11 protein-coding genes are annotated in these 12,688 nt (G+C 50.5%); 2 read left to right on the top strand and 9 right to left on the bottom strand.

Annotated elements, in window-relative coordinates:
- Positions 1 to 93: 93 nt before the first annotated feature.
- Together F3J44_RS21000 and F3J44_RS20995 are read right to left on the bottom strand one after the other, a co-directional pair.
- A complete protein-coding gene (locus tag F3J44_RS21000; protein WP_167275604.1) occupies positions 94 to 423 on the bottom strand; it encodes a hypothetical protein in 330 nt (109 codons plus the stop codon).
- Positions 424 to 470: 47 nt separating this feature from the next.
- Entirely contained in the window at positions 471 to 1,196 is a 726-nt protein-coding gene (locus tag F3J44_RS20995; RefSeq protein WP_167275602.1) for a metallophosphoesterase, read from the bottom strand.
- A gap of 300 nt (positions 1,197 to 1,496) precedes the next feature.
- Here F3J44_RS20995 and F3J44_RS20990 point away from each other — a divergent pair, with 300 nt between their 5' ends.
- Positions 1,497 to 1,979 carry a helix-turn-helix domain-containing protein gene (locus F3J44_RS20990; RefSeq protein WP_167275599.1) on the top strand — a complete coding sequence of 161 codons (483 nt, stop codon included), beginning with the start codon at positions 1,497 to 1,499 and terminating at the stop codon, positions 1,977 to 1,979.
- 204 nt (positions 1,980 to 2,183) lie between these two features.
- On the opposite strand, the gene F3J44_RS20985 is transcribed toward F3J44_RS20990, so the two are convergent.
- On the bottom strand, positions 2,184 to 2,672 hold the full coding sequence (locus F3J44_RS20985; RefSeq protein ID WP_167275596.1) for a hypothetical protein: 489 nt from the start codon (positions 2,670 to 2,672) through the stop codon (positions 2,184 to 2,186).
- Positions 2,673 to 2,920: 248 nt separating this feature from the next.
- Here F3J44_RS20985 and F3J44_RS20980 point away from each other — a divergent pair, with 248 nt between their 5' ends.
- Complete coding sequence (locus F3J44_RS20980; RefSeq protein WP_167275594.1) at positions 2,921 to 3,397, top strand: XRE family transcriptional regulator; 477 nt, start codon at positions 2,921 to 2,923, stop codon at positions 3,395 to 3,397.
- Positions 3,398 to 4,733: 1,336 nt separating this feature from the next.
- Here F3J44_RS20980 and F3J44_RS20975 read toward each other — a convergent pair.
- The 6 genes from F3J44_RS20975 to F3J44_RS20950 all read right to left on the bottom strand — a co-directional run bounded on the left by F3J44_RS20975 (position 4,734) and on the right by F3J44_RS20950 (position 12,013).
- Positions 4,734 to 5,765, bottom strand: coding sequence for a hypothetical protein (locus tag F3J44_RS20975; protein WP_167275591.1), 1,032 nt, complete (start codon positions 5,763 to 5,765; stop codon positions 4,734 to 4,736).
- A 26-nt stretch (positions 5,766 to 5,791) separates the two neighbouring features.
- Positions 5,792 to 6,490, bottom strand: coding sequence for a hypothetical protein (locus tag F3J44_RS20970; RefSeq protein WP_167275589.1), 699 nt, complete (start codon positions 6,488 to 6,490; stop codon positions 5,792 to 5,794).
- Entirely contained in the window at positions 6,487 to 7,407 is a 921-nt protein-coding gene (locus F3J44_RS20965) for a TniB family NTP-binding protein (protein WP_167275586.1), read from the bottom strand. The genes F3J44_RS20970 and F3J44_RS20965 overlap by 4 nt, the downstream gene beginning before the upstream one ends.
- Before the next feature lie 6 nt (positions 7,408 to 7,413).
- The gene (locus F3J44_RS20960; RefSeq protein WP_167275583.1) at positions 7,414 to 9,261 is read right to left on the bottom strand and encodes a Mu transposase C-terminal domain-containing protein; all 1,848 of its coding nucleotides are present in this window, start codon (positions 9,259 to 9,261) and stop codon (positions 7,414 to 7,416) included.
- An 858-nt stretch (positions 9,262 to 10,119) separates the two neighbouring features.
- Positions 10,120 to 11,247 (bottom strand): hypothetical protein, encoded by a 1,128-nt coding sequence (locus tag F3J44_RS20955; RefSeq protein ID WP_167275581.1) that lies wholly within the window; start codon positions 11,245 to 11,247, stop codon positions 10,120 to 10,122.
- Between the two features lie 16 nt (positions 11,248 to 11,263).
- Positions 11,264 to 12,013, bottom strand: coding sequence for a hypothetical protein (locus F3J44_RS20950; RefSeq protein ID WP_167275578.1), 750 nt, complete (start codon positions 12,011 to 12,013; stop codon positions 11,264 to 11,266).
- Between the last annotated feature and the right edge of the window lie 675 nt (positions 12,014 to 12,688).

Here is a 12,688-nt window from a genome sequence, read left to right as displayed (position 1 = left end):
GGGTTTTAAGTGCCTTGATTGAATCCGTTATCTCTTGCTCTGCTTCGCTCAAGCGTGACTGCCGCCAAAAAATCCACATGCGCCACCTCCAGGCTATTGCAATGAGTACAGCGGGCCAATCTCACCGTTTTCGTGATACCAGTGCGCGACGACAAACAGCCCACCAGTTTCAGCCTGTACCACCAGATAGCCCTTGCGGTGAAAGCGGTTTACGATTGGCGGACTACGCATGGGGAGTCCTTCTGGAAAGGTATGCCTGTGATCGCAGAAAATCAGACCGGTCATGCGCGGAGGCCGCTCCAGCGCACAAGCCAGAAAGCCGACAATGTCCTCTGATGGAATCGCCTCTCTGGCTCTCTGGATAACCTTGGGTAGCCGATAGAACTGACAGGCATCCAGTGAGGCACCAAAGGTCTTGATCATGTAGTCCGCGTACCCTGGAGCGCGTGTACCTCCACCGCCATCTTTCATCAGATTTCGACAACCAAGGCCGGATCGAATCCGCACTTCTCTCCAGGGTAACCCCTGGGGTTCGAGACGATTCGGCACTTGCCCACGACCGTATCGATCCGACGATGCGTATGACCGAAAACCCAAAGGTCTGCCAGCTCTACCTGCTCGCCCCACTCGTTGGTATATGCCGCCGTCAGGTGGCTATCAAGCTTGTCACCCGCGACCTTGCTGATCGGGCAGTGATGAGTGATGACCACTGTTTTTCCTGGGAAGGGCTTTTTCAACTCTTGCTCAAGCCACTCGCGCGCAACAAGGTTACGTAGGACGAGATCACCCGGGTTCAAACGACGATAGCTGTCGCCTGCGCGGATCGCTCTGAAGTCATTCATCCACTCCAGCGCCATGCGCTTAGCGGCGACCACGTCACCCGTGCTGGAAAAATCAGTCCATGCCGTCGTTCCCAGGAACCGCGTGTTGTTCAATACGAAAACTTCGTTCTCAAGCACATGTACATACTGAGCCTGGATTGCCTTCATTTTTCTGAGCGTACTTTCTACATGGCCGCCGTAAAATTCGTGGTTACCGGCAATGTAGAGCACCGGGCATTCAAATGACTCATCTGCCCACTGTACACCCCTCTTTCTGGCAATATCCCCAGCCAAGATAACGACATCGGCATCGCATGGCGGCGGCATGAAAGGGGCGAACTCAAGATGTAAGTCAGAGAAAATACGTAGCTTCATCATCTGGTTCCACGCACTAGCTGAACGATTTTGAGCAAGGTTCGAGTCCTCACCTGCTACAGCGACGGCCTCGAATCCACGCTCCTGTACCCGCCCGAGCGAGCAAATTTACAAATGCCCTCGATTTAGATCTAAATTGATCTGCATCCGGAGCAGCGATGAAAGCGCTTCCGCACCCAACTCTTCACCCGGCTCGCAAATCGACATCCTGCGACCCGTAATTCCGGGTGGAAAGACTATACAATGTAGAACCGGAATACTCAACATGGCTACATGCTTGGCTTTGGGCGCTGATAACGCATGAGTCTCAAGCTGGCACTGGCAGCCGTTTTACGAGCGCTTCGAGCGGCTAAGGGGTTGAAGCAGGAGGAATTGGCGGATGCCGTGAGTGCTGACTATCTCAGCACGCTGGAAAAAGGGGCCGCCACTCCCACCCTGGACAAGCTTCATGCTCTCAGCCGGGCGCTGGGCGTCAGTCCGACAGCCCTCCTGGCACTGACACAAAGCATGGAAGCTAACGAACCGCCGTCGGCGATTCTCGAGCGGGCCCATCAGGAAATCCTCGAGCTTCAGCAGCTTGGTCTTGCTGACCTTTTGCAGCAGCAGGTAGTGGCTGGCGAGCTGATCAAGCGGCCTCCCGGCAAGCGGTTTGATGAAGCCAAACTCAAGAACGTGTTGACGTGCAAGGCCGAGGGCCTGACTCAAACCCAAACAGCGAAAAGACTGGGCCTGAGCACCTCAACGGTTCACGACCTTTGGCGGCGAACGCCTGATGGGGATTAGCTACCTCTCTTGAGATCAGGACGGCAAACTCCGACACCAGCACTTTTCTCGAGACAAAAAAAGGCCCGCGATGGGGGAAGCGGGCCGGATGAAATCTGCTAGGAGCTCTGTGACCCTACGCCACCCGATGTGAAAATCGCGTGATGATCACCTCAGCAACAACGATCAACCCCTGCTTCTTATGGAACAGTGGCGCTACTGAGGTCAGACATTGAAGCCGCTTGCAGCGAGCTGGCCTCGTAGATAACTGTCTTTAAGCACCCTGGGAAACCCGACAATCAGTTTCCACATCACGTACACGAACACGATTGGCACAACGATACCGAAGTACCCCCCGAACAAAAGACCTACCAAGCTAAGCGGCACGAACAGCAGGGCCAGAACGCCTCCGCTGATCCGCATTTTTCTGATCCAACTGTTGAACCCGTCGGCTTCGTAGAGCTTCTCACCTGCCTCGGTTTTGATGGCGTACAGGATGAACCCTAGCCGCCCAAGCTTCACAAAGTGAAATTCACCCGCCAAACCAGGCTTAAGGTAGGAAGCGATGTAATGCCCTACCCCTACTTTTTTCATCATTCGAACGGCGCCACCCGGCTCTTTAAAGCGCAGGTAGGTGTACTCACTGCCCTCGGGTAAATTGTTGTGAGGGCCAACGACCTCAAGCACGCCTTTCATGACACTCGCGTCCGACATAATCACCTCTCCTTTCGTGCTCGCGAACCCTCGGCTGCGAGCTGACCTGTCCATGCGGACTACGCTTCACCTTGGTAAAAACGCCCAGTGAATTCAGCAAACCTACCCCTACCTCAAACGGGCGATGGGCATTCAGGTCTGCTCTGGTTGTGTCGCGATATCAATCTGACATCCCGATAGAGGCACTATATTGCATAGTGTGAGACTGATCAACGTGGCTTCATCCTCGCATTTGCGAGGTAAGAACAATGGCGTTGATGCCCGCGCTGGCAGCCTTGGTTCGCGGGATCAGGCACGCTAAAGCGTTCACGCAAGAACAGATGTCCGGTAGCGTAGAAGCGCGCCATTTGCACAATATTGAGAACGCGCGCTCCAGCATCACCCTCGACAAGCTTGAAGCAGTAGCGCTAAGGCTCGAAATCGACCCTGCCGCGCTGGTTGTGCTGGCGTCTGCGCTCACTAGCGGGCTGACTGATGATCAAATGCTTGACCACCTGCGCACTGAGTTCAAGAAGCTGGATGCTCTAGGGCCAAGGGAAAATCTCACGAAGCACTTTGAACAGGGGAAGGTCACCCGGGTGAAACCAGGTCGTCAGATCGACCCTGACAAGCTTGAGGCTATCCGCCAGGCCAAGGCAGCCGGTGAGACGCAGAAATCAGTCAGCTTAAGACTTGGCGTACCCAAATCGACGGTTGGCCGGCTCTGGCATTCACTCGAAGATTGATATCCCCTTCTCACCACATTTCGAAGCCACCGGAACCTAAAGCGGGTTCTGCCTGGCTCGCACCGTGGAGCAAACGCCCTTAAGAGAATGGATGATGGAAAGCGCTGAGTTTACTTACCAATTAGCCTAGCGGCGTTGAGCAGCCTCGCTCGCGCAATCAACATGGTCAGATTCGCGAGAAACGCAGCGACGCCGGTAAACCGCCCAAGCAGTCCCTTGCCGGCGGGCACCGTAAATCCCAGCTGTCACCAGTTCCTACCTCTCTGCTACACCCCTTTTAATGATCGCCCTACAAATTTGAAGACGAGCTTTGGCACTCAACTCTCATCATTGGTCTCACGTCCGAGGAGCTCGCGCAGGCTCTGAACAATCATCCATGATTGCGAAGTGAGCGCCACGACGATCGCGCAGCCGGCAGCGTGACTGCTCCGCTCCACCGCGAGGCTCTGTATTACGCGTATCAAACGCCACAAATCGTTTGTGGCCTGGAGCGAACACCGCGGCAAGAATCCCCAAGTACCAAGCGCTTGGCAAGGCCGTTTCCAATGACTTTGCGAGGAATGGTCTTCTTCGGATGAGTGCTCCTATCAGCATTCGGATGGAACAACCGTACTTCCATGGCGGATGACGCACTGCCCCCCCAAAAAGCTGGGGCTCAGAGTACACAGCTCCCGCATTGAGGTTGCGGCCACTACTATCTCGTGACTGCACGAATCAAGTCCAGGGTTGCCATTATCGGAAAACGCGTAAGCGCCGCACTATGAAGGTGGGACAATTATTATCATTCAGACGCGGCCATTGATTTGAGCATGAGCTGATCGTCCGATGCGTCGGATCGAGAGTTAAGGCCTAGGAGATCGATCGTTGTGCAGTGTTGAACCGCGCGACGGCTGAAGAGGCGATGGCCAAAACGCGCGCTCTACTAAGTTCGTGTACATTAGCCCGCCCGCCGTAAGCTTGAACTGGAAAATCATAAAAAAACGTTAGGAAAGAATCAGCAAATACCCGAACTTCCTCCTCCGCGTATGTGCTGGCATGATACGCGTAATTCTGCTGTAGTGAAAGATTGTAGCGATTATGGATAAAATGAAAACGCGATCTCAAACCGAATGCTTCCCCTGGGTTCGACAAGCGCCAACTCGAATTAGGTTGGCCAGCCATTCCGGTAGGCTTTCCGCACCACAGTTCGTAGTAAAGGATGGACTGGGTTGCGAAGGAAAAGACACAACGCATCCAAATCATGGAAAATTGCGCAGGGTAAAAATCAGTCCTGTTAAAGTACTGGTCATCAAGATGTACACCGAGCGGCATATCGAGCGCTATTAAGAATCCATAATTAATCATCTGACCATCCCGATTTTATTTTTCTGCCCTGGATGAAGCCTGCGACGAACTCAACTGCTGATGGGATTCCGAGATCCCCAACGTAGCGCTTCAACTGACCTGCAACAACTGAAGACTGAGAGGGACTGAAGACGTTGGAGAACCTTCCCACATCCCTGACGTCTTTGAGACGGAGTCGTGATATCGGGCTCAAGGCTAGGTATTGCTCTAGGGCTGCAATTTGATCGGAGCGGTACACTGACATAACATACCCTAACATAATCATCGCAGCCCTTCGCTGTAGAACATTTGCCGTAATAGCTCCCATGTGAAACCGATACCGAAATGGTCTACTATCTCCAGAATAATGTGGCAAACCCTGAAACTGATAAATAAGCCCGTACCGCGCGTACAGGAAAATTTCCAGCAATAGCTTACAAAACGCCCAGCGTGCACGAGCATCTCGGGAGCCCGAACCCAGAGCCTCATGTTCTGCGCAATGAAGATACGTCTGAGCATGTGCAGCTAGTCCCAGCACCTCATCCGGATGCTGGAAAGCACCATGTAAACTTGCCTTAAGGCGAGCACCCTGTGCATGGTAGTACTTGAATAACTCGATAGCGCCATCGAGCTTATAGCCATACTCACCAGCGCTATCATACATGGGGAATTGATGGAGGGTGCAGACTGTATAGCATGTACGACTCCAATCCTTCAGCAGTGCCGGATGCGCATACCCATCTATATGAGAACAAAAACACTCATAACAAAACGACCGGCGATAGAAACGTGGGATGCGCCACTCGCCATTCGCTGCAAACATACTTGAAAACATCAGACTCGACACATTTAGACGCTGACAGCACTCAAGGACGAATGGATCACTCGAATCAAAGTCGAAGTCACCAATATGCACGTGTGATGACCGCAAGAAGCACTCAGAAACCTGATCCAATGAAAAGCATGTGCCAGGATCAAAAATCGACTGCCGATAGAGCCATGAAGCGAATGTTTCGCCTGGAACCAAATTAAACCTGGAAGACATGCTTCACCTCCAAAGTAGGCATACCTCTACCTAAGCTCATAAAATGGAAATGTGAGGTAACTAACAGTCAGATCCAAGTTTCCCCCAGTCAATGCTAGCAAATCGATAGCGTAGCGCGCGTCAAGTTGATCCACTGAAACCCGAGGATTATCCGCATTTTCAACCAAATCACGGACAAAGGCCATGTACTCCTTTAAATCGGAAAAAGGTTGAAGCTGAATTATTTCACGAGCATGTGAAGTTTGGATTTCCGACTGCCATTCTGAGATGTGAGGAAAAGCTTCAGAGACAATAAAATCTACCTCAGGAAGCATGGCCATGACGTGATTGAACTCTGACATGAGCCTCTGATAAGGTTTATCTTGACCCTCATGAAAAAAATGCGCATCTTCCAAGAGCACTACTCGAATTCGGCGAAGGCGAATAAAATCCACTAAAAACGGTGGCGCCAGGTGCAAATATGACTTCACCTCCGGCCTCAACCCTAGCGCTTGGTAGAAAAGCTCGTGGAATATACATGTGGATGATAAGTAATCAGGCGCGACAATCAAAGAACGACAATTCAAGCGTTGGACGATTGAGTTCACGCAGGTTGTTAAGCCCCCTCCGCCGTAGGCTCGAATGATTTTAAAATGCGAAACGCGAGCCCCGTTGGGGCTCGCGTCTTGCTGGAGAGAACTCAAGACTGAGTCGCAGATTTCTCGCTGAGAAACAGTAAGTTTCATCTAGTGTACCTAGCGCGCTTGAGCAGTTCAGGCTTTTCCCCCTTTTGATGAACAGTCATAGCGTAGCCGTATAGGGAGACTATGTCCTCCATCCTATCAAACTGATCGGGAGTGATTTTTTCAGCACCAGTAGCGATAGCATCCATGGCAAAGGATTTGATGATCTTAACGACATTATCCATGATCCCATTGGACTTGGTGAAAATCAGCGTCCGCAGCTTAACATCTGCGAGATTCGATGGAAGCCGAAGTGGTAGATTGGCTACATAGGTACTGATAAAATTCACGAAGTCCTCCCCCATTTCCCAGAGTGGAAAAGTATAATCAACATATCGACGACCAATCGCCGGATCAATGCTCATAATGTCAAAGGCAGCGTCGTTACCAAGCGCGATCACGCACAGCTTAAGTTTTTTGGCAGAGAGGTTCTTCAGTAACGACAACATTGTTCTCTTCACTGAGTAAGCCTTCAACAACGCATCATTAAGCTCATCAAGGACAAGTGCTTTGATATTTCCAGCTCTCATTACTCGAGCAATTGCCTCAGTCAGGCTGGCTGCGGATCTGTTCCTTCTCAAAGGCAAACCAAATGCTACAAGAATCGCTTCATGGAGGGTATATCGATCAACACTCTCGGTTAGCTCCACGAAAATCATTTTTTCAGATGAAAAACTACTCATAACCTGAAGGCGCTCATAAACAGCTGTCTTTCCATCACCTCCTAATCCATGAGCAAACATACAAGAGACTTGGTGTTGACCATCGGTGTATAGTATATTTTTCAACCGCTCAAAAAATGGCTTGAGTCGCTCTGTTTCAATCCAAAAGTCATGCCTGCAAATATTGATACGATCCTGACTCGGCAGGTCAGCCAGATGGCGTTTGCTTTCTATGATATGTTCATACCTTTCCATCATTCGCCCTCAGATATCTAAAGGATCAATGAAGATTTTCGGGGTATACGCGACCTCCTCCGTAGGTGTACTATCTTTCTTAGGCTCACTGGGTTTCTGTAGTTGTTTATCCTTATGGCCCTCTTCATCCCTATCTAACACTAACAACACATTAGGAAATGACTCAACCACTTCACCTTCTATAAAGTCTCCCTGCAAGTCATTTTTAATCTTGGCAGTGCTGCGCTGCCATTTGGCTTTTGAGGCTTTGGCTTCAGCTGTAAGCTGATCTTGCCGCTCCATGGCCTGATGTGCGAACGGATCATCTATATCGCCGACCGAAGCATTTTTTATTACCGTGTTCATGCTTGCCAGTTTGGAATTGAAGGAATACGACTCCCAATTGTTTGACAAGTGTGGCTTTGTGTAGGTGGCCGGAACTTCCAAAAATTGATTGCCAAGCAAGCAGTAGACAGAGTTCAAGTCAACAGGGTTGTAGCGAATATCGACTTTCTCCCCTCTGTATAAATTCAAAGCATCGTGGTTAAACCTCCTAGCTGCGAAATTTACACCATAGTTATGGACATGGCAGTTATCTTTAGATGGCATGAAGTCGATCAGTAGCTCTCGCACCGCATCCCCCTCAACTACGCGAGATGGATCGATCATGCCTTTCCTCTCATAGTATTCCCAGGCTTGTCTAGGAGTGCATCCTAAAGACTGGTGGACGGTACCGTGATACCTAGTAACTTCTTCCATGAACCACTCGCAAAACGTTGGGAAGTCGTAGCAAGCATTTTTTTCACTATCGAATTTCTCACGCTCTAGAACGTTACTACCTGTCGTACCGGGCAGGAAGTGAACCGCGGTTGTCATAAATGTCCCGATCACCCGTTCAACAATACCACCGTACCACTTTTTATCTACGGGCCGATGATTCCAGGTCATTCCCCAGCGCGCACACTTCAGGATTAGCTGCTGACTTAGGAACTCCGCAGCATTGTCTGTATAAATTTCCCAAGGTATCCCAAAAAAAGGATATTCTTCTGGGCTCTTCGAGTAATACTCCATATGGGGGGTCTTACGGAGAACAGCAAATGCAAGAGCAGCTGACACTGTTCGAACATTGGGCCTGAACAACGACAAGTAAAAGCCCAGTATCACCCGAGTGAGTGCACAGATGATCATCGTTACCCAAGGGCGGCCAATAATGATATCCTTTCTGAACTCGTGAACCAGCAACAGGTCTACTTGAGTGTGATCCATCTGAACTTGGCGAAGGGCCAAGTCCATAATCTTTTTCTTTGGCTTTGGTTTGTAAATCTGATCAGCTTTTTCCTTCCCTAGCGTTCTGTAGTCCCTTTCCTTTTTAGGTTTCGCAAGCACGAAGGTTCTCACCATGTGCTTGGTCACCTTAACCTCACTCATTTTTTTGCAGAGCCTTTCAGCCTCCGCATAGACAGCAGCAATTGTGCCACCTAATTGATATTTGTCGTCATAGGCCAACTGCATCAACCCTTTCTGACCTGGAGTGCACCGGACAGAACCTTTCTTTGTTCCTCTTTTTTCCCGCAACAGGGCGGTGTAGTCAGTGGCCTGTTTGAATTGTTCAAGCAACTTATAAAACTGCGATTTCCCAAGCTCTAACTCCACCATCGCTTGCTTTCGCGTCACCATTCCTTTCGCAAACTGCTTAAGAATGTTAAATCTAAAGTCCGCAAGAAACTGCTCATAGTGATTAGCTGGAGGTTCTGGATTCGCGATTGGTTTGTCAAGCTCTTTACTAGGTGCTTCCTCCCATTGCAAGGGAATCCTCAAGGGCTCCGAAACTTGTGAAAGAATCTTATAGCACGCAACATCACCTTTAGTTGTTTTCATATACAATCCTTCGCGCCTCACTCGTCCTGAATGAAGAGCGCATTAACGGTTGCTACCGAGTTATTAAAGAGCGATATGCAGCCGATTAAAGCCGCAATAGAATCGTGAGGCAGATTGAAAAGCAATCAGGGGTGGTAGGGTGCCACCAAAGAAAATGTAGGTCGCCTAGAAAGGAAGTGCAACTACCCTGATGCTCAAGGGAGCAACTTCACACACGCCACTTTAACAGTATATTGATTAAATTCAGATAAATAAAAATAACACCAAATAATTTCAGTGCATTCAGCGCCCTTAAAAATCAGACACTTAAAAATGCCGCCAAACAATAAAAAAATATAAATATCAATATAAGTAAAACCTAAGGCGGAAGCTTTTACTACCGCCCGCTATATGGACAAAGCTCATTATTTAAAAATGTATTAAAAAATCTTCTTCGCATGCCGCATGACAAGATTTTGATAATAATTGGATTTTTTGCGTCTGGACGACCTATGGAAAAAATCGGAAGATTTCTCTTTTGATTGACCATTGAGTGGACGATTGCTTTTTTTGCCCATCAATAGACCGGACAATTTCTAAAAATTTTCCGATCTATGATTGTACGAGGCTGAAATAACCTTTGAGATCAACAAGCTACAGTCGTCCGGCTAACTATCAACGTTTACAGAAGCCAACCTGCGCTTAACGCCAATTTGTTGGACTCAAAGTAAACGTCCGGCGAACTCACCTTCCGAACTCCAGCATTTGGTGCACGACGAACTGGGAGTTGGGTCGAGATAGTCACCACCTCAACTCCTCTGCGTCGTGTCTTCAATCCGAATCAGCACCGGTTATAAGGATCAACAGCGGCTGAGCTCTTCAATGCTGGTAAGCCCCGACCAGTTCACCGTCGCGCATTTCGATGGTAAGGGTCACGTTCGCCTCTCGTTCAAGCAGCAAAGTACTCGCCCCTTGAATATCGGATTGAGCATCAGTCTTCAGTTTCGGCAACCTCTCCTCGTTCCATTGGCGTAACTTGATACGGTTGATCTGGATAGTGGACTGCCACTCCCAGACAGAGCTAAGTGTGTCGATCCGACCGTCCAAGGCAGTGTTGAATCTCTCCAACGGCCCCTGGTTTGAGAAGAATGCGTGCACTTCAGAGTTGAGATCCTCCTCGCGTTTCGTTAAGAGCGATGTCTGACCGGTAATTTGTCTGAGCAAACTACACGCGACCCATCGCGCGCTCATACATAGCTTCCATTCTTCCACCAAGCGTTCGGCAGCTCCCTGCTTAACGCCAAGCTTCGAGACCAGCCCAGACGAACCGTCAAACAACCCTGGACTATCAAATCCATCGACTTCCTTTTTTAGCGCCTCCAATGAAAGCACGAGATGATCATTGATACCGCCAAGCTCGCGCTCAATGAACTCCAGCTGGGCGCGGGCGGCATCATCCATTTCACCATGGTGAAGCATGACGGCAACCTGGCCGAGATACTTCAACGCCCCAGTAATCTCAGATCTGCGTTTATCCGAGAGGTAAGCGTTGATCGCATCGATACCAGCTTTGATGTCATCTAGCTTGGCGCTGATATCCGCCAAGTGTTTCTGCGCTACTACGACTGAGGCAATCTGGAATAGCGCAGCGGAGTTCACGAGGTTCTGAAGGCGTTCTGGTTCGAACAGAGTCGCGTGTTCGCGGATTCGTCCACCCTCAATGTTGAAGGCGCGAAACCCTTCACCGTTGGCGACCTTGGCCAGCGGGCCATTGATCACTACTTCCATCAGTCGAGTCTGTGCGACCTCGGAGGCCACGGCTGCGCTTGGGATGGCCTGCAGCAGAGGCGAAAGTCTGTCGATCCCTGAGGTCGTTCGGTCGACGGCAGTTGAGTTCTTTGGATACACACTCACCGGTTTGACCGTCACCAAAGGCTTATCGCCAGTGACTCCAATGATCAGAGTACCTGACAGTTCCCGACCCTTTGATTCGTTGAAGACGTCCATGCGAACTTCCCCTTAGTCAGCGCGCGTCAGCGGCGCCTCGATGCTTTTGGCGAATGTAGGCAATCTGAGCGACACATGGCAATGTCACTCTATAAGCCTCTTTTGCAGCCATGTGCACGCCGGCGGCGCTGGCAATGGCAATACCCACAACGCCCAGTAGAGCAGTTGCTGCCCTCCCACCAACTGCAACCGCCCCCGCATTGAATGCACCTTCAGCCAACAAAGGGGCCACTGCTGCGACTCCCATTACCCCTGCTCTCGCTGCACCGAGTCCACCAGAGCCGATCGCCGAAAGTACTGCCGCCAATCCGACGTCGATGACACCGTTGTCGGCATGAACCTTCCCCGCAAACTCAGCGCGTTCCTGTTCGGTCATTTTTTCCCAAAGCTTAGTGACTAGCTTTTGAAGAATCTTGAGTTCCAACACCTCTATGGCTTCTTTGCCCGTCACCTCGGCGTGCACGTATTTCGCAACGTCTCGCACGATTTCGGCGTAGGGAACACCAGTGCGACGCACAAGATTCGCGACACTGTTTCCTCCAAAGAGCTGGAGCTCCCGTATGAGCAGAAGCAAGGTATCGCGCGAATATTTGGCCTTCTGCTTTGCAGAAAGCAAAACCTGCTGAACGTCGGAGCTCATTGCCAATCGCCCGCTACCAAAATCTGTGAGGAAGTCGACCAAAGCCCCCACATCCAGGGCATCCGCCGCTGACAGCAGCGTCAGTAATTCTTTATCACCGTTGATGACGTCTTTTTCATACGACATTGCCGACCCCTTCTTAATACTCGTCCATTCTTGTGCCACCCCTCATCGACAACGTCAAGGCAGTACTGCGAGCAATCACCATAACGTGTCGCACGGGATGAGGTGCGGAAACACAGCCCACGATGGGCAGAAATCAGTTCGTTCAGTTTTCGATTTATCGACTCATAAAGCAATGTCAGGGGCGCCATAGCGGGCGTTGAGCTTGGACTGGGCATCGGCTTTCATGAGTGTGCTCCAAAAGGGCTGAAGGCTATCAAATTGATGCCCGCGCAACACGCTCAACACGCAAGGTTTCATTTAACATTCGGTCAGCCCAGGTCGGCCACGGACAGACCGACAACACCCAGATACAGGTACCGTCCTTTTGGAAGCAAAACCCCTGACAGCCCGCGAGGCTTATCAAATCCTACGGGACATCGCTCTCGGGGTTCGTAGCATGCGCCGACTAGGCCAGCAGTCGTGGGCTGAAATCTACTGCGGTTTGATGACGCTGGAGGCCGATGGCTGGGTGCTCACGTTCTATAACGACTGTGACACGCTCGACTATTGTAAGCGCTCCATGAACCCCACCTATCCAAAGATGGGCGAGCGCTTAGCTATGCAAATGAGGCGTGCAGTTCCACGGCAGCAAGGCTTCGTAATCATCCACTGAGCACGCCTGCGGCAGGCGTTCCA

Origin of the sequence: Pantoea sp. Tr-811 (genome assembly GCF_011752535.1) — a bacterium.
Taxonomy (GTDB): domain Bacteria; phylum Pseudomonadota; class Gammaproteobacteria; order Pseudomonadales; family Pseudomonadaceae; genus Aquipseudomonas.
This window is presented reverse-complemented; position numbering and strand designations above follow the sequence as displayed.

Bases quoted from the DNA above. Each gene is read 5' to 3' on its own strand.
- F3J44_RS20995 (WP_167275602.1), bottom strand. From the start codon at position 1,196: ATGAAGCTACGTATTTTCTCTGACTTACATCTTGAGTTCGCCCCTTTC.
- F3J44_RS20970 (WP_167275589.1), bottom strand. From the start codon at position 6,490: ATGAAACTTACTGTTTCTCAGCGAGAAATCTGCGACTCAGTCTTGAGT.
- F3J44_RS20990 (WP_167275599.1), top strand. From the start codon at position 1,497: ATGAGTCTCAAGCTGGCACTGGCAGCCGTTTTACGAGCGCTTCGAGCG.
- F3J44_RS20985 (WP_167275596.1), bottom strand. From the start codon at position 2,672: ATGTCGGACGCGAGTGTCATGAAAGGCGTGCTTGAGGTCGTTGGCCCT.
- F3J44_RS20955 (WP_167275581.1), bottom strand. From the start codon at position 11,247: ATGGACGTCTTCAACGAATCAAAGGGTCGGGAACTGTCAGGTACTCTG.
- F3J44_RS20980 (WP_167275594.1), top strand. From the start codon at position 2,921: ATGGCGTTGATGCCCGCGCTGGCAGCCTTGGTTCGCGGGATCAGGCAC.
- F3J44_RS20960 (WP_167275583.1), bottom strand. From the start codon at position 9,261: ATGAAAACAACTAAAGGTGATGTTGCGTGCTATAAGATTCTTTCACAA.
- F3J44_RS21000 (WP_167275604.1), bottom strand. From the start codon at position 423: ATGATCAAGACCTTTGGTGCCTCACTGGATGCCTGTCAGTTCTATCGG.
- F3J44_RS20975 (WP_167275591.1), bottom strand. From the start codon at position 5,765: ATGTCTTCCAGGTTTAATTTGGTTCCAGGCGAAACATTCGCTTCATGG.
- F3J44_RS20965 (WP_167275586.1), bottom strand. From the start codon at position 7,407: ATGATGGAAAGGTATGAACATATCATAGAAAGCAAACGCCATCTGGCT.
- F3J44_RS20950 (WP_167275578.1), bottom strand. From the start codon at position 12,013: ATGTCGTATGAAAAAGACGTCATCAACGGTGATAAAGAATTACTGACG.